Annotated in this window: 13 protein-coding genes and 4 pseudogenes; 4 read left to right on the top strand and 13 right to left on the bottom strand. The window is 40.7% G+C overall.

The features are described 5' to 3' along the window. Nucleotides 1-471: 471 nt before the first annotated feature. The 4 genes and pseudogenes from F896_RS02755 to F896_RS02745 form a co-directional block, all read right to left on the bottom strand. Entirely contained in the window at nt 472-2,427 is a 1,956-nt protein-coding gene (locus F896_RS02755; RefSeq protein WP_000693745.1) for an alkyl/aryl-sulfatase, read from the bottom strand. An 81-nt stretch (nt 2,428-2,508) separates the two neighbouring features. Beyond that, nucleotides 2,509-2,772, bottom strand: a pseudogene (locus F896_RS21165) (integrase core domain-containing protein); the annotation flags it as partial. Next, nucleotides 2,767-4,065, bottom strand: a pseudogene (locus F896_RS02750) (hypothetical protein); the annotation flags it as partial. The pseudogenes F896_RS02750 and F896_RS21165, both read right to left, overlap by 6 nt. Further along, nucleotides 4,062-4,559: a hypothetical protein gene (locus F896_RS02745; RefSeq protein WP_000543471.1), complete on the bottom strand. Its 498-nt coding sequence runs from the start codon at nt 4,557-4,559 to the stop codon at nt 4,062-4,064. The pseudogene F896_RS02750 and the gene F896_RS02745, both read right to left, overlap by 4 nt. 581 nt (nt 4,560-5,140) lie before the next feature. On the opposite strand from F896_RS02745, the pseudogene F896_RS0120105 reads away from it, so the two are divergent. Both F896_RS0120105 and F896_RS02740 read left to right on the top strand, forming a co-directional pair. After that, nucleotides 5,141-6,022: pseudogene (locus F896_RS0120105) on the top strand (hypothetical protein); the annotation flags it as partial. After that, on the top strand, nt 6,019-8,982 hold the full coding sequence (locus tag F896_RS02740) for a site-specific integrase (RefSeq protein ID WP_000033773.1): 2,964 nt from the start codon (nt 6,019-6,021) through the stop codon (nt 8,980-8,982). The pseudogene F896_RS0120105 and the gene F896_RS02740, both read left to right, overlap by 4 nt. A 304-nt stretch (nt 8,983-9,286) precedes the next feature. Here the strand turns inward: F896_RS02740 and F896_RS21490 are convergent. Then, nucleotides 9,287-9,391, bottom strand: a pseudogene (locus tag F896_RS21490) (hypothetical protein); the annotation flags it as partial. 196 nt (nt 9,392-9,587) lie between these two features. On the opposite strand from F896_RS21490, the gene F896_RS02735 reads away from it, so the two are divergent. Next, nucleotides 9,588-9,890 (top strand): helix-turn-helix transcriptional regulator, encoded by a 303-nt coding sequence (locus F896_RS02735; RefSeq protein WP_000364388.1) that lies wholly within the window; start codon nt 9,588-9,590, stop codon nt 9,888-9,890. Between the two features lie 4 nt (nt 9,891-9,894). Then, complete coding sequence (locus F896_RS02730; RefSeq protein ID WP_000914409.1) at nt 9,895-11,154, top strand: type II toxin-antitoxin system HipA family toxin; 1,260 nt, start codon at nt 9,895-9,897, stop codon at nt 11,152-11,154. 353 nt (nt 11,155-11,507) lie between these two features. Here the strand turns inward: F896_RS02730 and F896_RS02725 are convergent, their stop codons facing one another. The 8 genes from F896_RS02725 to F896_RS02690 all read right to left on the bottom strand — a co-directional run bounded on the left by F896_RS02725 (nt 11,508) and on the right by F896_RS02690 (nt 20,693). After that, nucleotides 11,508-11,879: a rhodanese-like domain-containing protein gene (locus F896_RS02725; protein ID WP_016164868.1), complete on the bottom strand. Its 372-nt coding sequence runs from the start codon at nt 11,877-11,879 to the stop codon at nt 11,508-11,510. 214 nt (nt 11,880-12,093) lie between these two features. Continuing rightward, entirely contained in the window at nt 12,094-13,452 is a 1,359-nt protein-coding gene (locus tag F896_RS02720) for an MFS transporter (RefSeq protein WP_032882532.1), read from the bottom strand. 118 nt (nt 13,453-13,570) lie between these two features. Next, entirely contained in the window at nt 13,571-14,596 is a 1,026-nt protein-coding gene (locus F896_RS02715) for an enoyl-CoA hydratase/isomerase family protein (RefSeq protein ID WP_016164871.1), read from the bottom strand. 13 nt (nt 14,597-14,609) lie between these two features. Beyond that, nucleotides 14,610-15,383, bottom strand: coding sequence for an enoyl-CoA hydratase (locus tag F896_RS02710; RefSeq protein WP_016164872.1), 774 nt, complete (start codon nt 15,381-15,383; stop codon nt 14,610-14,612). A gap of 21 nt (nt 15,384-15,404) precedes the next feature. Next, nucleotides 15,405-16,532: an acyl-CoA dehydrogenase family protein gene (locus F896_RS02705; protein WP_016164873.1), complete on the bottom strand. Its 1,128-nt coding sequence runs from the start codon at nt 16,530-16,532 to the stop codon at nt 15,405-15,407. A gap of 10 nt (nt 16,533-16,542) precedes the next feature. Next, complete coding sequence (locus tag F896_RS02700; protein ID WP_016164874.1) at nt 16,543-18,192, bottom strand: AMP-binding protein; 1,650 nt, start codon at nt 18,190-18,192, stop codon at nt 16,543-16,545. Nucleotides 18,193-18,270: 78 nt separating this feature from the next. Further along, nucleotides 18,271-19,161, bottom strand: a complete 891-nt coding sequence (gene mmsB / locus F896_RS02695) for a 3-hydroxyisobutyrate dehydrogenase (RefSeq protein WP_016164875.1) — start codon at nt 19,159-19,161, stop codon at nt 18,271-18,273. A 14-nt stretch (nt 19,162-19,175) separates the two neighbouring features. Then, nucleotides 19,176-20,693, bottom strand: a complete 1,518-nt coding sequence (locus F896_RS02690; RefSeq protein WP_016164876.1) for a CoA-acylating methylmalonate-semialdehyde dehydrogenase — start codon at nt 20,691-20,693, stop codon at nt 19,176-19,178. Nucleotides 20,694-20,833: the final 140 nt, after the last annotated feature.

The raw sequence follows: 20,833 nt of genomic DNA on the forward strand, positions 1-20,833 counted from the left end.
AATTTAAACTGATAAACATTATATATTTACAAGATATTTATATAATACACTTTCAACAGGATTTTTATTTTTAAATCGATATTAACAAAAAAAGCAGGACTGGCACCTATTTAAATTAAAACTAATATAAAAGCTTATTTTCAATAAAAAACACATCATAATACCCCCTTGCCTTTTAACCACAAAAATATTGAAGTTATTATTTAGAAGCAATTAATAGAAAAATAAACAAATCTTTTTTAAACAAGCTACTAATAAAAATATCTCCATCGAAAATAAAGTATAAAAATTCAAAAACCATTTAATAAAGTATCAATAGAGTTAAAATACATATAGCTTACTTTTAATTTTAAAGAGGAATACAAGAAATAATTTCTTGTATTCCTGTTATAAGATTGGGAGAACCAAGTTGATAATTTCACCCATTTCTTTGGATCTATTAATTTAAGTTTCGACTTTACTTATTTGAGCTTAGCCATTTGGTCGAGTCACAATCGGGAAAATTGAATCTGGACGTTTAAACATTGCAAAGAATTTTCCAATTTTCAGTGGATTACCTTTGACTTTACTGTCTTTAGAAAGCAGGACTTTTACCCCTTCTATTTGACCTGTAATCATTTTTAGATATAAGGGCTTGGTTAAGGTTAATGTAGGGCAATCCAATGCCAAATCTTTACTTTCATCATAACGCTTAAACTGCATGACTGAGTTTTCAACCCATAATGAAAAATGCTCTTTGGTATCCGACAAAACCAGATTGATACACTGGTTTTCATTTTTTAAATTTTCCACATCTAAATTTGTCGCCATAGCTTCAAGAAATCTTTCAGTTGGTGTATGAATCAATAAATCACTCGGATCAGAAGTATTTTGTAGGGGTACATTATTTTGTAGCTCTTGAGCGCCCACCAAAAAGAAATTACGCCAAGTTGAAGCCTCAGCAGCATAGCCCAATTGACGATAAGTATTCGCCAATAAGTCTTTTGCTTGTTGGTTTTGAGGGTTATTCAACACAATATGTTTTAAAATCTCGGCAGCCCATCTATAGTCAGCTTGAGCGTAGGCATCCCGCGCATTTTTCAATGCATTGTTCTCCCCACCTGCTAACTCAATATATTTTTTTGCAACAGCTTTAGGGGGTAATGGATCTAAATTGGAAGGATGGGCATCGAACCATCCCATATAATATTGGTATACTGCTTTTACATTATGTTTTAGGGTTCCATAATAGCCATGAGCATATAGTTTTTGATCAAGTGCCGCTGGAAGCTTAATTTTTTCGGCAATTTCAGCGCCATTAAAACCAGAGTTCATATATCTCACCGTCTGATCATGCGTGAACTTATAAACATCTCGCTGGGTTTTAATAAAATCTTGAATATTGTCATTGCCCCAGACAGGCCAATGATGCTGTGCAATCAATACATCGGATGCTTTGGCATGCTGCATTGCTTGGTCTAGATAGCCCACCCATTTTAAGGCATCACGGACTTTAGCACCCCGAAGGGTATAAAGATTATGCATGGTATGAGATAGAATTTCTGCGCCGTTATAAAGTTTCAATGATGGGATAGAGAACGTTAATTCTGCTGGTGCTTCTGAACCCGGCACGTTATAAAACACAAAATCCAAGCCATCAACCGTCATTTTCTGTTCTGGTTGAGTGATCAGTTGTGTAGGCTCAAGGATGCCCATTTTTCCCACAGCAACAGCCTTACCTAAACCTGTATCCACCAATCCTTCCGCATTTTTAGGTAGAAAAGTTCCATACATATAAGTCGCACGACGTATCATGGCTGAACCTGCCATCACATTTTCACTGGTCGCTTCTTCCATAAAGCCTTTTGGCGCAATAATTGGAGTTTTTCTAGCGTTAATTTCTTCGCTAGAAAGAACGCCTAATGCACCACCAAAATGATCGATATGGCTATGGGTAAAGATAATGGCTGAAATTTTTTGCTCACCTAAATGCTGTCTAGCAAATTTAAGTGCTGCTTCAGCCGTTTCTTTAGAGGTTAATGTATCCACAATAATCCAGCCAGTATCACCCTGAATGATGGTCATATTTGCCAAATCAAAACCACGAATTTGCCAAACTCGATCTGTTACTTTAAATAGCCCAACATTGTTGTTTAATTTTGCTTGTCGCCATAGAGTGGGATTAACGGTATTTGGTGCTTGATCTTGTAAAAAACTAAATGCATCAAAATCCCAGATAACATTGCCTTTCTCACTTTTAATTTGACCTGTTGGCTTGGCAATAAAGCCCTTTTGAGCCTGATTAAACTCAGTCATATCCTCTAAGTTATACTTCGCCTTATATGTATTATTTGATTCAATGACCGCTTTTTCTACTACAGTATTTGCTGCAAAAACAGAAAATGGCAGAATAAGCATCAATGAAACTGTTAAAAACTTAATTTTCATCTTCTTTCCTTTTTTTAAATAGAGGTGGTCCCACATGTTTGAACAACTAAAAGCTTATTTATAAGTGATACTCTGCTCTAGTTAAGCTACCTTATTTTGTTGTGGTAGCTGGTCATAGTAAAACTCATCTGGAGTCATTTTGTCCAGACTCGAATGAGGTCGTTTCAAATTATAAAATTCAAAATATGCGTTTAATTGCTTCTTCGCATCCAAAACATTGCTGTAGGCTTTGAGATACACCTCTTCATATTTAACGCTCCGCCATAATCGTTCAACCATCACATTATCAACCCATCGACCTTTACCATCCATGCTGATTTGGATGTCATTTGATTTCAATAGTTCATTCAATGTAATGTCACTGATTAAACGAGGAAGATTTTGAGTTGTTAAAGGGAAAGTAAGATCATCACTGATTCTACGTAGATAATCTTGTACATCAGAAGCAATATCAGCTTTATCCCAATTTTTTAACTGAAAGATTCGATCTAAATAAACTTTGGGTAAGGGGATGGTAAAAGAATTACCAATGTTGAGCATATATTCTTTTAATAATGCATCTTTAAATTTCGAATTATCAATACCTTGCTTGAAAAAACAGTTTTCATGACTAAAACGGATTTCTTTACTTCTTGAGCTTAGAAAGAAACGAGTTCTGAATACCAGTAGCTCTTCATAATGCGTGAAACTAAGTACTGAGAATAAAAGCAATGCATGAATTGGAGAGTTTTCTGCCCGTTCTAATAAAATTTGCATAATGTACTGTGCGGTAGGTAAATCGAAGACATGAGGATTTGACTTGCTCATTAATTCATTCTTGTTTTGATGCAGAATTCTGTTTTTGAGATTATTGATCTGAGCTGTAATAGAAGATTGCTCTAGTGGGTTGAATTCAAAATTATGGTCTTCAACTTTTTCTATAGTTTTATCCTCACGTGGTTGTTTTGCTATACCGCGTTCAAAATAAGTCTGATGTGTTTGCTCATCATCGATAGTTATTTTTGATGTTTTCCTAACATCGATTTGAGGAGGCTCCTGGGCGCTTGGATTATTTTGCCTGTGTCTTTTTTGCCGATCTGATTGCGTATGCGCATACGTATAAATAACGCGGATATTTGCCAATTGTCCAATTTGTTTTGCTGTTAATTTTGGAGTAGAACGTTCAAGTAAATTTTTATTCTCTGTTTCAGCTTTATTTAAAAACTCAAGTAGATCCTCCAACTCCATCGGGAGAGCTGGTAAGAAGTTATAAAGCCAATGGTATTCCCTTTTTCTGCAGGCTAAACGAAAACGCATACAAAGATTTGCTACGGTGGCTGCATGTTCTTTGCTATCAAGCAATTCAATACATCTAGTATTGAAAATGGCCCATTTCAGGGCATTAGCTTGATATGCTGAAGGGGTATTAATGACTGCAATAAGATAATGAACCAGAGGATATTCACTGATTGATTTTTCTATAAGTTTTTGATTTATAATATTGTTAAGTTCAATAATTTCAGTAGGTTTAATGAAGTCATTGAGTTTGATTGAATTTTGAAAACTTTCTAGCTTTGCTTCTGCCAGTGCTTGATAGAAGTCTCGAAATGGCTCAAGCTTTAATTCTTGAGTATCTTCTAAGTAACTATATCCGTTCATGATGATATTCCAGCCAGAATTTTTTCTAATGAAAGTGGACCAGCATAATTTGAAATAGAACTTACTGGACTTTGGGATTTAGATAGCCCTGATAATTCTCTTAGATGATTGATAGTTAAAACTTCCTGTCCGAAAACTTCCTGAAGATGTGCGGCTAAGTATTGTTCATTTAGCCAATGCGCGATGATATCTAAGCCATGAATTGAGTGATGTAATCCGGAACACAGTAAGGCCATTACTTCGCTTAAAGCCTGGATTGTGAATTCGTAGGAATTATTTTTCTCATAAGCTCTAAACGTAAATTCATTTTTATTCTTGTTGTAAAAATAGGCATAGATCCAGCTGAAATGACTACTAAAAAAATAGTGACCCAGTGTGTTAGTGGTAATGAGTGGAATGTCGATATTCTGTTTAAAAGCTAAATCAAGATGGTAGTTCTGTTGTTTATCACTCAATTGGAGGAATAAAGCTATCCATATTTGATATGCATGCATACATTTTGGATAACACTTTAAGTGCAGATTTTTTACAGCTACACGGTAATTTTGAATCCCCTTTTTTGATTTTGACATATTTTATTGTCTCGCAGAAAGTTTAGATCAGATCTAAATACTGATAAGTTTTTTTTAAAATTATTCTGTTAAATCAAAGGTTTTTTATTTTCCTTAAAATCTCTAAAATTAAAGTATTTATTGTTTACATTTATATTGTTCAAATACACACTAAAAAATTTGCTTAGTAGTTTCATTAGTAATAACCATCGAAAAATAATAATGTTTTAGGTTGTGTTACTAACTGAATCTCTAAAACTAAAGTCTTTAAGATTCAGTAAATATTAATTATTAGGGAAAAAAAGAAGGATGCCTTTTAGTATCCTTCAGTGATCCCAGTCTGCTAACCAGTTTTAAAAGTATCACATTAAGTTGTTGATAAAAATAGAATAAATATTTATTCTAATTGAGATTATTTTTTAAAAATTAGGCAGATAGCCTAAAAATTGTTTGAGTTCCGAGTCATTTTTAATACAAAAAATTACAATTAAATTTCGGCTGAGGTACATTGTGGCGTACAAGAAGGATATGAATTAGAAAGTAAATTATTCGCTGGAGAAAATGTTAATAACTACACTCCATGCCATTATTTCTCAACGAAAATTATTGATATCTTAGATATTTATATTCAAACACTTGATCTGGTTTGCCCTCAGCTTGACACTGGATATATTGAGGAATTTAAATCCCCTATTACGTTTGGCAGTCAGCAAGTACCGAATCTCCCATTCGTCCAGTCTTTTTTTTACCAGCTTGACCACAAAGTTAGGAATAATCTCAATCCCTTTCAGACTTTAAATCATTATTCGATGTGGCTTTGGCATATTTGCATGTTGACAACTTCAGCACGGCCGAGTGAGTCCTTCCCGCCCAGTCTAGATTATATTGACCTTGACAACAAATTGATGGCTGTTGCAGATAAAGAGCAGCGTTATTCAGGCACCATTGGACGCTATTTACCTTTTAATAATTTTCTTCGTGATGAAATACAGCATTACCTAAAGTATTTGAAATATTTTCTGCAGCTCGCAAAAGCCTATTTGACGCAAGAACAAGTACAAGCAATCCAAGAGGTCTTCGATGGTGAACGTCTCTTGCTCTTATTTTACGATTCGAAAGGATATGTCCGAAATCTGGAACTTTCTGATATTCAAAAATACTGTACCGAAATAGCATTACAGCGCAATTGGACCCGCCATTTCGCTCGCTATTTTTTTGCCCAATACTGCAATGAAGATCTAATAAATGGCATCTTTGGTCATGATGAAGCTATGCAGGAACTGTTTGACCGCTATTCAGGTTTTAAGACAATAGATTACGATCAGATTAGAGCAGCACAAGACAAGCTGGTCGAAATCTTAGCGCTTAAAAGCATGTCTACGTTTACAGGAATGACTATTGCATGAGCAAACATCCGCACTCGCTAAAACGATTAAAAAAGCAAAGAGAGAAAAAAAAGTTTTTTTTGCAATTATTTAGCGAAAAATTCACAGAACTCACACCCGAAAATTATCCAGAAATTTTTCGACAAGTTGACGATCGACTTTTAGAGCACTGTAAGTCAAATATCCGAAGCTACCAAATCGCACGTATAGAATTTGCTAAATATATCAAGCGCTTTAATCTTTCATCGAATCACCACTATCCGGTGCCTGCCGCCCCCGTGAGGTACGAAAGGTCTCTGCCACTACAAAATATTGAAACCTTAAAACATGGCAAAAAGGTGACTCAATTTGCCAAAAATTTGATTGCTCACTGGACAGAACATAATGACTTCAGTCCAACTCAATCCCTCGCTTTTTGTTTGATCAGTTCAATATTATTTAATGGCATTTATAACCATGCCGAATTGCAATTTTTTTTAAAAATTATTTTAAAAACAAAGAAATTTCAAAGTTTTTTAAACCTAAATCATATGGTAACACTCGAAATCCCGAACCGGAATTTCGGTAATCAGCGTATAAATGACCCTGATTTTTCAGTCAGCTATACAAAAACGTTTGTGCTACACGACATTGTGAAATGCTGGATCTACAGACTAAAACATCAAAAGTTTGATTTATTTTCGGATATTGAAGATGCAGAACATCTGATTAACGCTTGTATTATTGAATGCTTCCCCGAGGAAAAGCTACGTTGTAAAGACCTGTTAAAATACGGTTTTTACTATACACAGTTCCTGAAAAACAGCGGACTGGATCAAATGTCCATTTGTATCTTAAAAAATGAAATTTACAGTTCCAGTCCTCTCGAAAAACAATTAGAAGCTTATTTTGTTCAGTTTGAACAAAAGCACACCAATAACATTAAAGTTGAGAATACTTGTGAAAACCATCAGGCCCACTCTAGAGTCAATATCGCATCAGATATAGCAGAAACTCTTGTAGAAATACGTCAAGCCATTCGTGCAAAAAACTATAAAGATCAACTCATAGGGTTATATTCCAGAGAACTGTCTCCTGCCTTAGAGCGTTTGTTGCTGTGGAGCATTCTACGTTCAAAATTAACGGAACCTCAACTGGACCTTCTCAATCATATTATTCAGCAGCAGCAACGATTTAAGCGCAAGCTTATACGTGCAGATTTTCAGCCGCTCAAGCAAAGTTCTCTGAAGACCATGTTTTCACAGTTTGCAGTCCATTGGCTGCAGGCAACGCAAGACAAAGATATTTCATCATTTTCAAATGCTGATTTTGAAGATCTGTATGGAGAAATGCTTTTATTAAGGAAGGAAACAACTAGAGAGACTTTACAAAAACGTCTACAGGAGTTTCATCACAAACAGACATTATTTTTTAACGCGCCCACTGTGGATCTGGATAGTTTAATCCAAGTAAAAATCTGCAGAACCGCATTGATCTCGCCCCATATTTTTTACCGCATGCTAGAGCAGCTCGAAAATACTCAAGATATTTCAATTCAGGATAAAAATATATTTAAACTGATTTTTATTCTGGGGTTCAGAGTCGGACTACGGATCAATGAAACATTGAATATCTTCGTACGTGATCTATTTATTGGTGCAGATGCTGTGATACTCACCATTCGCAACAATCGCAATAAAAATCAAAAAAGCTACTCAGCTTACCGCAAGATTCCTTTACATCATCTACTTAAAGCCGATGAATTACATGCATTTAAAACATATAGTCAGAATAGAAAACGCCTGCTAAAAGAACAAAGAAAATCAGTTACTCAACCGCTATTTTTAAAACAGTCCCTAGAAGAAACTCACGAAAATGAAGTCAATGCTCTCTTGAAACAATTGATCCAGTCTGCTTCTGGAGAACACAGTTTTACTTACCATACTCTGCGTCATTCAGCATTTAATCATCTCTATCTGGTTTTAAAACACTCACCGCTTGCTGATGCATTTACAGACTATACGCCAAATGATCAACTACGCATCCGTTATGCATTGCTGCGAAACAAAAATACTCAGCAAACCTGGTATGCGCTTTCTCATTTTGCCGGGCACCTAACGCCTGAAACCACTTGTTCAAGCTATCTGCATTTAATGCATCTAGCAATTAGCTACCAGCTGAATCAAATGCACAGCCCGCTTCCTAAAGAAGCCTATTTTAATATTCTGAAACATGATGATTCTATTAAATATCCTGTTCAGCAGCGGGCGATCAAACAGTTTTTATTTGAGCAACTCACTAAAGACCGTTACAGGCAACATGATCATCAATTTCAACTAGGTCAACAGAAATCGCCTGATTCACTGATGCTAGGAGCTCATGACTCAGAGATGACTTTTGAATTATTGCATCACATTCTTGCAGTAGAAAAAGAACAAGACCTTATGTTACCTGAAGCCATTCCTTTGCAAATCGCGCAAAAATTACGTGCTAGAGCCCAGCATTTGAAAACCTCCTGTGTAAACCAAAAAAAATCATCGAGGTTATTTACCACAGATTTTTTAAGGAAAACTCCGAATGCATTGGTCACCATGTTGCCAACCAATCAGGAGGAAAAAAAGGTCATTCAACATGTTCAGGAGCGTTATGCAAATGTACAAAGTAAATACAAAAAACAGCTTCATACGATCTACTCAATTTATCTTGAAAAAGTTCAGCCCAATTCAGCCCAGTTAATTTTTGAACTCAATGAAAAACGGCAACTGAAGAAACTTCTTTCTTTTATTCATAGCCTATTTCCCAAAAAATATCTTCATTTAGAACTCTCTCAGCAGAGCAAGACAGAGCTCAAAAGCACATTACAGGATTTAGCATTACGGACAGAAAATTTTAGCCTGAATGAGGAGGAAGAGCGAATCAAGTTCTCTTTCAAGTATAAAGATGCAAAAGCACTTGGGGTATTCAAACTACTGATGTATCTCATGATAGTTTCTCATCTTTAATGCAAATTATTGGATAAGTTTGCCACGCATTCTTATTCGTGGTTTACCAGTCATTCCTGTAATGATTTAATATAGACTTCCAAGCGTGAGTGATTAAATTAATCATTTTAAAGAGCAATAACTGTTTGTCCCACTAGCCAAAAATGTCTGTCCAAGTTAGCACAAAATTTAATGATCATTTAAACAAGAATTTGCAGTATTGATTTACAATTTGAAGTGAATAAAAAAAGTATAAATTGCCGCAGTGGGATGAAATTGAAGCAATATTTTCAGAATATGATGAATAAATTGTGAATCGGTACTAAATTAAGGTATCAGGCAAGGCAAAGCGCTGCCCATCGACCTCATTGCTCCAAACCACTTGTACCAGATATTCCAGATTAACCTGATAGCAAATACCGGTTCCTCGCGACAACAGGCGAAACTGATTGAGCTTAAAGCAGGTTGTTAGGCTCTATTAGATTGTAAATGTCTAATTAGACTTCTTTAATCTAATAAGATCTAATCAGGCCAATTAAGCACCCTCCTTACCGATCAAATGGCTTATTTTATAAATCCATTATTTTGTGTTTTAATAGATATATATAGATATAAGACCCAATATTATGGATTTAAAATTCAAAAAACCTGAAGAGGTTGTTACTTTATTATGTGAAAGGCTTCGCAAAGAACGACTTTATCTAGAAATGACTCAGGCAGACGTCGCTACACGTGCTGGTATTAGTGTGAATACAGTATCTAATCTGGAAGCTGGTCGAAATGTTTCATTTGAAAATTTAGTACGCGTTGCCATGGTATTGGGCCGATTAAAAGAATTAGAGGAACTCTTCAAACCTCATTTAAACAGTGTAAATGACATTCTCCGCTATGAGAGCAATACGGCTCGCCAACGTATCAAAAGGAAATAAGTGCATGCTCAAAAAACTTAATGTTTACTACAATGGATGGGGTGAATATTGGCTTTGGGGTACACTGGTCTCCTCAACCGCAATCACAGGTCGGCCATTAATCGCCTTTGAATACAGTGCAGAAGCGATCAGTAAAGGTTTAGAACTTTCCTCTTACCTACTTCCATTAAAAGGTGACTCATTAAGAACGAACTTTCCTACACATCAAATGGGATTGCCAGGTCCTATATATGATGCCCTACCCGATGGTTGGGGCATGCTTCTTATGGATCGCTTATTTAAAAAAAATGGACTCAATCCAGCACGGATTGGGCCATTAGAACGACTCACGTATATTAATACACATGCAATGGGGGCATTATCCTTTGAACCTTCAGCACCTGAGTTAGCATTAACTGAAAATATTCCACTGATTAAACTCGCTCAAGAAGTTCAGGAAGTTCTCAAAGGAGAAGGTGCAGAATTTTTACAGCATTTATTAATTATGGGTGGATCTCCACAAGGTGCAAGGCCAAAAGCGCTCGTCTACCGTGATCCTGTCACCAACGAATTCTCAACAGTTAGCTCACATCAACATGAAGCATGGCTGATCAAATTTCCCGCTCAGCAAGAGCATCCTGAAGTTTGTGCAATTGAAGCTGTCTATGCAGAATGTTTGCGTCATTGTCATATTGACACCCCTGATACTCAATATTTTACTCTTCCGAATGGATTAACCGCATTTGCATCAAAAAGATTTGACCGCCATGAAGGTATGCGTATCCCTATGCAAAGTTTAGCTGCCTTCACCGGAGCTGATTTTAAATCACCAGGGAGTTTAGACTACAGTAACTTTCTTCGCGCTGCACACTTTTGCACCAATGATGTTCGCGAAAAAGCAATTGCATTCAAGCGAGCTGTTTTCAATGTAGTCTTCAATAATCGAGATGATCATTGCAAAAACTTTTCATTTCTGATGTCCCAAAATGGGCAATGGAAACTCTCCCCTGCCTATGATGTTACTTTCTGTGAAGGGCCAGGTGGATATCATCAAATGGATATCATGGGTGAGGCACTGGATATTCCTCGACAAGCTCTTGTAAAACTTGGTACTCAGGAAGCGGAACTTTCTGCCCAAGAAGTCGATGAAATTATTAGTTCGATTTGTAAGGTTGCAATCCGATTCAGCAATATCGCTCATGATCTATTACCTGGACAAATTCAAGCAGAAACTATCCAAATGATCCAAAATAGGATTGAGCATAATATTCATTTATTGAATTGAATATAAAACATTTTCATGAGGATTAAGAATCATTATATTAAATCATATAATATTGTTATTTCTCATGAAAATCAGTATCAAAAAATAGGTGACTTTTACAAACTAAAATGTCTAAAATAAAGTGACCAAAATACCCTTAAATGATCTAAATTACTAAAAATTTTACTCCACCAAAAAACACATACTATCAATTAAATCATATACTTATAATTAGCGTCATTTAATGGAATAAATCTCGGTGACCTTGCCAAGGTTGGGGTCGGGAGTTCGAGTCTCCTTTCCCGCTCCAGATTCAAAAAAGCCCTAGTCGAAAGATTAGGGCTTTTTTCTTGTGCTTTAGTTTAATCTATATATTAAATCACTGGTTTATTTGCATCGACCCATGCTTTAAATCCACCCTCTAAATGCGCCACATTGTGATACCCCAAAGCCTGCAAAGTCTTCACCGCTAACGCCGAACGTCCACCGCCGGCACAATGTAGAATGGTTCTGGTATTCGGTTGTAATTCAGACTTATACAGTGGGCTACTCGGATCAGCAGCAAACTCTAAAGTGCCACGGGAGATATGTAATGCGCTTGGAATTGTTCCAGCGACACGCTCTTCTGCATCTCGCACATCAATCAGAATTACCTGTCCTGAGGCTAATTCTTGTTCAACTTGATCTGGGGTCAGATTTTCAATCTCTGATTTTGCCTGTTTAACCCATTCAGCGACTGTGTTCATTCTGATCATCCTTCCTTTATTATGGACTCACTCAAAATACTAGCGTATTTCAATTTAAATAAGCTTGAATAAATACACTTTGCAACAAAGCTTAAAAATCAACCCACTTTTTATACCTAAATATTTGATGCTCCACGTGGAACCTTTTAAATTCTTCAAAGAAAAAGGTGCTTCCAATTACTTGGAAACACCTTTTTAGATTGATGTCTTTTCACTAAGATGATTCTGTGACTTTGGCTTGCACGTTCACAGTTTTTTTGCGCTCGGTTTCCATCCCCGCCAGCAGTCCATCACGTGGCATAAATGTCGTTGCAATAATCGCAATCACCGCCATGCTGCCAATATACATCATGATCAGATAAGGGCTGCCATTACCGACACTGAGCAGTTTCGTGGCAATCAACGGCGCCAACCCTCCACCTAGCACACCTGCCAATTGCACCGAGATTGATATCCCGCTATAACGAATTTCTGCGGGGAACTGCCGCGCAAACAGCTGCGCTTGCGGTGCATACATAATCGGGAATACTACGCCAATTGCCAACACGATTGCAGTCCAGACCAACACAGGGTCTTTGGTATTGAGCATGCTAAAGAATGGATAGCTATACAGTGCCAGTACACATAGGCCGAACATAAACATATTACGCTGACCGACTTTATCGGACAAATGTCCACATAATGGGGTCATAAACATAATCACAATAGCCCCACAAATAGTGGCAAATAGGATCTCTTGTCTGGCAATCCCTAACTGTGTGGTGGTATAGGCCAAAGTAAAGGTAGAAGCAATATAAAACCATGCATTTTCAGCCGCACGTGCCACAATAATGGTGATGAGTTGCTTCGGATGATTTTTAAATACCTGTAAAGCAGGCACTTTAATTTCTTCTTGTTGCTGTTTAACTTTTTCAAAATCGGGCGACTCGGGCACTTTGACTCGAATGTACCAACCGACTGCCAGCAACACGATGCTGGCTAGAAATGGAATCCGCCACCCCCAACTAAATAGAGCTTGCTCGGGCAATAAAGAGACTAATCCAAGTGCGATAGATGCGAGCATTAATCCACCGCCAGTACTGGCTTGAGGCAGACTGCCCCAAAAGCCTTTTTTGCCTTCTGGCGCATGTTCAACCGCCATTAATACGGCACCGCCCCACTCGCCGCCCATGGCCATACCTTGGATAAATCTCAGGATCACCAAGCAGATGGCAGCCCAGTAACCAATCGACTCATAAGTGGGTAACAAACCAATCAGGACGGTTGGAATCCCCATCAACATCAAGGTGAGCAATAACATCGATTTACGCCCGATCTTGTCACCAAAATGTCCAAACACCAGACCGCCCAACGGCCGACCAATGAATCCCACCGCATAGGTGGCGAATGCGGCAAGTACACCCGTCAACGGATCAAGGTTAGGGAAAAACAATTTATTAAAAATTAAAGCTGCTGCCGCACCGTAGATAAAAAAGTCATACCACTCAATGGTGGTGCCTACCATACTTGAGATACCCGCCAAGCGATGAGAGGACTTTTTAGCAGATGAACCGTTTCCATGTATTGTTTGCATCATCATGTTCCTTTCTTAGATCTTCTTGTTTTAGGTTTTTTTGCTGATCATCAATCCTGACCATCAGCATGTCAGACATTTTACTACTCCTTCGATGAGTCAATATGCATGATTGGATTTAGCTGAGTTTTTCCAGAATCTGTTCCAACTCTGGGTTACGTTGTTGCCATTGTGGCTGTTTATCCTTGTCCACAATCAGGGCACGTACCCCTTCAATAAAGTCACCGTGTTCAAACCAGATATCTTGTAGGTCTCGCTCCAGTTGCATGCATTGTGGCAAGGAAAGACCACGGCCTAAATGTTGCAGCTTCAAACTGGTTTGTTTGGCAATGAATGAGCGCTGCTGCAAGATGCTGAGCATTTTATCTGCCCAAGGCTGCAATTGCTCCTCCTGCTCATTCGCAAGGCTTTGCTCGATTTCGTCTAAATGCTGAAAACCGAAATGTTTGCGAATACCATCTGCCAACTGTTTCAGTTCACTTTCAGCAGGTCGGGTAATAAAGCACGCAACAATATGCTCAATATTCTGTTTGCTTAAATTCGGCTCATTGATCAATGCCTCTTGCAAAGCATCCAACTTGTCACTGGGTACGTGATAGTCGATCAAGTCTAAATAAAGCGCGTCACTACTGCTGATCTGCTCACCCGTAATGGCCAGATAAACGCCGATATCATCCAGTCGAGACAGGAAATGGGTCGCACCCACATCCGGGAAAAAGCCAATTGCAGTTTCAGGCATGGCAAATCGAGATTTTTCACTGCTCACCACAATATGACAGGCTTGTACTAGTCCAAAACCACCGCCCAGCACATAACCATCAAGCACCACCACCACAGGCTTTGCATAGTCACGCAGCAGGTTCAGCATTTTATATTCGGCACTAAAATAAGCTTTATAATCAGCCGTATCATTTTTATAGCTATCATATAGATAACGGATATCCCCACCTGCACAGAAAGCTTTGGGGCTATTCGATTTAATCAGGACCGCCTGAATTGCTGCATCATAACGCCACAGTTCCAGTTGGCTACAGATGCCCTCAATCATCTCCAGTGACAAGGCATTTAAATGTTTGACCCGATCTAAGCTGATCAGACCAAGACCACCCTTTTGCTCAATCATTAACTGATTTTCGATATTCATGGTTGTTGATCTCTTATCGATTTTTAAATTTCGCCTGACGTTTTTCCACAAAAGCCTGCATGCCTTCTTTCTGATCCGATGTGGCAAAAATGGAGTGGAACATCCGTCTTTCAAAACGTAAGCCTTCGGTCAGATTGACTTCAAAGGCGCGATTAATGCTTTCTTTCAGCATCATATTGGCCGTTAAAGAGCGCGCAGCAATGTTTTCTGCGGCTTGTAGGGTTTGTTCAAGTAATTGTTCTTTACTCAATACACGTGCCACCAACCCGCTTTGCTCAGCTTCGACTGCACCCATTTGCCGTGCGGTAAAGCACATTTCCATGGCTTTGGCTTTGCCAATCGCATGGGTTAAACGTTGCGTACCACCAATCCCTGGAATCACACCCAAAGTCACTTCAGGCAGACCAAACTTGGCATTGTCTGCACAATAGATAAAGTCACACATCAGTGCCAATTCACAGCCGCCGCCAAGCGCATAGCCACTAACCGCAGCAATCAAAGGTTTACGGCGTTGGGCGATACGATCGGCAAGATGGAAAAAATCATCAAAGTAAATGTCAGGAAAGTTTAGTGCAGCCATTTCCTTAATGTCGGCACCTGCGGCAAAGGCCTTTTCTGAGCCAGCCAACACCATGCAGCCAATCTCTCGATCTTTTTCTAATTCATCTAAAGCCTGATTCACTTCGCTAATCAATTCACTATTCAGTGCATTCATGGCGTGCGGGCGATTCAGCGTAATCAAGCCTACACCATTGCGTTTTTCTAATAAAATGGTTTGCCACTGCATCATCGATTCCTTGTTCTCTGGTTATAAGCTACGGGCGATCACTAAACGTTGAATATCACTGGTGCCTTCATAAATCTGACAAATTCGAGCATCACGATAGATGCGTTCAATCGGAAAATCTTTCAGATAACCATAGCCACCAAACACCTGTAACGCAGCCGAGCAGACACGTTCAGTCATTTCCGAAGCAAACAGCTTGGCCATGGAAGCTTCATTGAGACAAGGTTGCCCTGCTTCTTTAAGACGTGCAGCGTAATGCACCAGTTGTCGAGCTGCTTCAATCTCGGTCGCCATACTAGCAAGACGGAATGCCAGTGCTTGATGCTCAAAAATTGGTTTGCCAAAGGTCAGCCGCTCTTTGGCATAGCGCGTGGCTTCTTCCAGCGCTGCACGTGCCAATCCAACGGCCTGTGCCGCAATGCCGATGCGACCACCTTCCAGATTGGCAAGCGCGATTTTCAGCCCCTCACCTTCCGCGCCCAACATCAGACTTTTATGAATACGCACATCCGTCAGGGCAATCTGACAGGTATCCGAGGCATGTAAACCAAGTTTTTCTTCCACTCGAATCACCTCATAACCTGCTGTATCACGTGGCACAAGGAAGGCACTAATGCCCTTTTTGCCTGCATTGGGGTCAGTCACGGCAAAGACGATAATCACGCCTGCGTTGTCGCCCGAGGTAATAAACTGCTTAGCACCATTGAGAATATAGTCATCGCCATCTTTCACGGCACGGGTTTTAATCGCTGCCGCATCCGAACCGGTATGCGGTTCAGTCAGGGCAAAAGCACCAATCATTTCACCTTGTGCCAAGGGTTTTAAAAAGTGTTGTTTTTGCTCATCGCTACCAAATTTTAAAATCGGCACACAGCCCACTGAGTTATGTACACTCATGATGGTTGAAGTGGCACCATCGGCTGCGGCCACTTCCTCAAGTGCCAACACATAAGCGAGGTTGCCTGTATCAGAACCGCCCCATTGCTCTGGAATCAACATACCCATAAAGCCGAGTTGGCCCATCTGTGCCAGTGCTGCTTTTGGAAAAGTGCCATGTCGATCCCAGTCACTGGCATTGGGTTTGATTTGTTCTTGGGCGAAGCTTTTCGCCATATCACGAATTAAGTTTTGTTCTTCAGTTAATTGCATCTTTTGTTCCTTACCCTGCCTTTGCTTGCTGTTTCGCAATTTCCTGATTACGTAATAAAAAGCGCTGAATTTTGCCACTTGGGGTTTTTGGCAGTTCGGTAACGAACTCCACCAAACGCGGATAGGCATGTGCAGACAGGCGTTTTTTCACAAACTGGCTCAATTCTTCTGCCAGTTGCTCCAAAGGCTGAGTGCCTGCCGATAAAATGACAAAGGCTTTCACCACCTCGGTACGTTCTGGGTCAGGTACCCCGATGACTGCTGCTTCAACCACTGCATCATGTTCCAGCAAGGCACTTTCTACATCAAACGGTCCAATCCGATAGCCCGAGGTGGTGATCACATCATCACTGCGCCCAACAAAACTCATGCTGCCGTCGGCATGCAACTCGGCGGTATCACCCGTTAAATAGTACTGACCAATAAAAGGCGATTTACGCGTTTCATGATAGCCACCAAACCACATCATCGGGGATTGGCTGATATCGACCGCTAAAATCCCGGGGGTATCTGCAGGCAATTCTTTGCCTTGTTCATTCACCACGGCAACACGATAGCCTGCACTGGCAAAACCCGCTGAACCAGCACGAACCTCATGGCTTAAACCATGGTGATTACACACCACCATGCCCACTTCAGTTTGCCCATAATGATCATAAATCGGTGCATCCAACACCTGTTTAAACCAGCGAATCACTTCTGGATTCAATGGCTCTCCTGCACTACTGACCACACGGAACTGACCTTTTAACTCGGCCATTTGAGCAGGGTCTGCCGCCATCATCATGCGGTAAGCCGTAGGTGCACCCGCCAGATTGGTAATCTGATAATCCTTCACAATCTGACACAGGCTGTCCGTGCTAAAACCGCCGTCATAGAACAAGATGGCATGCCCTAAAAACAAGGGGCCAGTAATACCGAAGTACAGACCATACGCCCATCCTGGATCAGCAATATTCCAGAATGAATCCTCCTCCCTTAAACCAACCGCATCTTGCATATAGCGAGCAAACGCCAATAAGGCTTTTAACGGGACTTCTAGTGGTTTAGCGGGGCCCGTGGTTCCCGAGGTAAACATCAATAAAAATGGGTCTTGAAGGGTTCGCATCACCAATTCACATTGATCAGGCTGCTGTTTAACTTCATCCCAAAAATTGAAATCACCTGACTTCAGCGGCTCGCCTTTTGAATCTGCAACCGTGACAATTGCGGGGCAACGCTCAACTTCATCGAGTTTGCGGCGGTTACCCGTATCCGTCACCACCAACTTACTTTGTGCCAGTTGCAGACGATGCTCGATCGCCTTTGGCCCAAATGCAGTAAACAAAGGTTGATATACCGCACCAATTCGCCAAGCGGCGAAAATCGTTACCAACAGCTCTGGTGTTCTCGGCAATAATCCTGAAATACGATCACCTGCTTTTACACCCTGCGATTTTAAGAAATTGGCAAATTGACTCGACCATTGCTGTAACTGGCGAAAAGTGTATTGTTCTTTTCGACCATCTTTGCCTTGCCAATACAATGCGATCTTGTCGCTTTGTGCGTGGCGATCACAACATTCATAACAGGCATTCAATGCATCGACTGAACCTGACAGCATCTGTGTTGCTGTACTTTGTAGATCAAAAGCCTGTACCGTCTCTTTATAATTCAACATCTGTGTTCCCTCAGTCTGGTTTGATTGTTATTCATGACAGGGTTTAATTTTTTGATAGCCATCCTTTGGCTTGAGCTGTTATGCCTCTGGCGGCAGGTATTGCTGAATAATGCTGGAAAAATCGAGATGCGCATTGCCGCGCATACACATTTGCTGATACAGCTGCTGCACCATACCACCCAACACAATCGGTTGTTTGACTTGCCCTGCCGCTTCTACCGCAAGACCCAAGTCTTTCAACATCAACTGCGTGGCAAAACCATCTCGATAGCCACGCGAAGCGGGCGCATTTTCATTAATCTGTGGCCATGGATTACAGACTTCCGAACTCCAGCAGCGACCACTTGAGGTGTTAATTACACCAGCCAAGGCTTGTGGATCAATGCCCAGTTTGGCACCAAGCGCCATGCCTTCTGCCACGGCAGCCATAGAAATGCCGAGAATCAAGTTATTGCAGATTTTAGCAATTTGACCTGCACCCACCTCACCGCAATGCACCACGTTTTTGCCCATGTGACTGAGTACGGGTTTGACTTCATCAAAAGTCTGATCATTGGCACCCACCATAAAGGTCAAGGTCCCCGCTTGCGCACCAATGGTGCCACCCGAAACAGGTGCATCACAAATGTGAATATTTTTACTTTGGGCAACCGCAGCAATGTCCTTGATGGTTTGCGGGTCAATGGTACTGCTATCAATGCATAAGCTGTCTGCTTTCAGTACTTCAAGTACTCCATTTTCACCAAGATAGACCTCTTTAACATGTTTGGCCGCAGGTAACATGCTGATCAGCACATCGGCTTGTTTGGCAGCCGCTTGAGGGCTGTCACACACCACACCACCCGCCTCGGCAAAGTGCTGAATGGCCACTTCGCTGAGGTCATAACCATAGACGGTAAGTCCGGATTTAAGTAGGTTGTGGGCCATTCTGCCGCCCATATTGCCTAGACCGATAAAGGCGATATTCATCCGTGATCCCCTTGTTAACGTAAACTGATAGTGGTGTTGACACCGCCCACTTCATGACTGTCTTCAAACCAGCGACTGGTAATGGTTTTGGTTTGGGTATAGAACTGCACAGCCTGTTTGCCATAAGGGCCTAAATCACCGAGTTTTGAACCACGAGAACCGGTAAAGCTAAAGAACGGTACAGGGACAGGAATTGGAATATTGATGCCGACTTGACCGATATCAATGAGGTTCTGGAAAGTACGCGCAATTGCACCACTTTGCGTGAATAATCCCACACCATTACCAAATGGATTGGCATTGATCAGCGCAATCGCCTCTTCAAGCGTATCGACACAAATAATAGACAGTACAGGACCAAAGATTTCTTCTTTATAAATACGCATATCCGTACTTACACCACTGAAAATTGTGGCTCCGACAAAGTTGCCTGACTCATAGCCGTGTACCTGAACATCGCGGCCATCAAGCAGTAGTTCTGCACCCTGTTCAACACCACTATTGATCAAATCCAGTACCCGGGCTTTGGCACGTTTTGAAATCACAGGGCCAATATCAGTATTCGGTTCATGCCCTGCATTAACAGTTAATGTTTTGGCCTTTTCAACCAACTCTGCAATCCAGTGTTTACTGTCTCCGACCATCACCGCAACTGACAACGCCATACAACGTTGCCCTGCTGCACCAAATGCCGCACCGACTAAAGCATTCAGCGTTTGTTCTTTATTGGCATCAGGCATTACCGCGACATGGTTTTTCGCGCCCATCATCGACTGCACCCGTTTGCCATGTTGTCCTGCAAGGTTATACACATGAGTTCCGACCGCAGTTGAACCGACAAAGGAAATCGCTCTAATATCAGCATGCGTACACAGGCGATCAACCACCTCTTTACCACCATGTACCACATTGAGCACCCCTGCTGGAATGCCTGCCTGAATCGCAAGTTCGACTAACATCATGGTCGAAAGCGGATCTTGCTCAGAAGGTTTCAATACAAAGGTATTGCCACAGACGATCGCCATTGGGAACATCCAGAGCGGGATCATGGCGGGGAAATTAAATGGGGTAATGCCTGCACAGACACCCAAAGGCTGTTGTAAGGTATAGGTATCTACACCACGTGCCACGCCTTCAACATATTCACCCATCTGCAAAGTACCGACTGAACATGCATGCTCAACTACTTCCAGACCGCGTTGAATATCACCTTCTGCATCCGCCAAAGTCTTGCCTTGTTCCGCAGTCAGTACCTGTGCAATCTCCTTCATGTTGGCACGAATCAGGTCTTGCAGTTTCAGCATGATACGCATACGCGCCTGAATCGGGGTTTGACGCCAAGAAGCAAAAGCTGCTTGAGCAGACTGAATTGCCGCATCGACTTCCTGCACCGTAGCAAATGGCACACGACCAATCACTTCCTGCGTTGCAGGATTAATAATGTCTTGCCATTGTTGGGTTTCAGATTCGATAAAACGGCCATTAATGAGTAACTTGGCTGTTTCCAATTGAATAGTTTGGATTGTGTTCATAACCTCTCCATAGGCCGTATTTTTATTGTGTTCAGTGTTCAGAAAATATCGATCGTCGTATTTTCTTTATTCAGGTTTTATTCGAGACTAGCAAAGAAAGCTTTGACCACCAACGCAAATTAATGCACGATCATTGTGCA

It is taken from the genome of Acinetobacter genomosp. 15BJ, from assembly GCF_000400715.1.
Classification (GTDB): Bacteria; Pseudomonadota; Gammaproteobacteria; order Pseudomonadales; family Moraxellaceae; genus Acinetobacter.

Excerpts from the sequence above, each read along its gene's own strand:
- F896_RS02700 (WP_016164874.1), bottom strand. The coding sequence starts at position 18,192 with ATGTTGAATTATAAAGAGACGGTACAGGCTTTTGATCTACAAAGTACA.
- F896_RS02755 (WP_000693745.1), bottom strand. The coding sequence starts at position 2,427 with ATGAAAATTAAGTTTTTAACAGTTTCATTGATGCTTATTCTGCCATTT.
- F896_RS02725 (WP_016164868.1), bottom strand. The coding sequence starts at position 11,879 with ATGAACACAGTCGCTGAATGGGTTAAACAGGCAAAATCAGAGATTGAA.
- F896_RS02735 (WP_000364388.1), top strand. The coding sequence starts at position 9,588 with ATGGATTTAAAATTCAAAAAACCTGAAGAGGTTGTTACTTTATTATGT.
- F896_RS02720 (WP_032882532.1), bottom strand. The coding sequence starts at position 13,452 with ATGCAAACAATACATGGAAACGGTTCATCTGCTAAAAAGTCCTCTCAT.
- F896_RS02715 (WP_016164871.1), bottom strand. The coding sequence starts at position 14,596 with ATGAATATCGAAAATCAGTTAATGATTGAGCAAAAGGGTGGTCTTGGT.
- F896_RS02690 (WP_016164876.1), bottom strand. The coding sequence starts at position 20,693 with ATGAACACAATCCAAACTATTCAATTGGAAACAGCCAAGTTACTCATT.
- mmsB (WP_016164875.1), bottom strand. The coding sequence starts at position 19,161 with ATGAATATCGCCTTTATCGGTCTAGGCAATATGGGCGGCAGAATGGCC.
- F896_RS02710 (WP_016164872.1), bottom strand. The coding sequence starts at position 15,383 with ATGCAGTGGCAAACCATTTTATTAGAAAAACGCAATGGTGTAGGCTTG.
- F896_RS02745 (WP_000543471.1), bottom strand. The coding sequence starts at position 4,559 with ATGCATGCATATCAAATATGGATAGCTTTATTCCTCCAATTGAGTGAT.
- F896_RS02705 (WP_016164873.1), bottom strand. The coding sequence starts at position 16,532 with ATGCAATTAACTGAAGAACAAAACTTAATTCGTGATATGGCGAAAAGC.
- F896_RS02730 (WP_000914409.1), top strand. The coding sequence starts at position 9,895 with ATGCTCAAAAAACTTAATGTTTACTACAATGGATGGGGTGAATATTGG.
- F896_RS02740 (WP_000033773.1), top strand. The coding sequence starts at position 6,019 with ATGAGCAAACATCCGCACTCGCTAAAACGATTAAAAAAGCAAAGAGAG.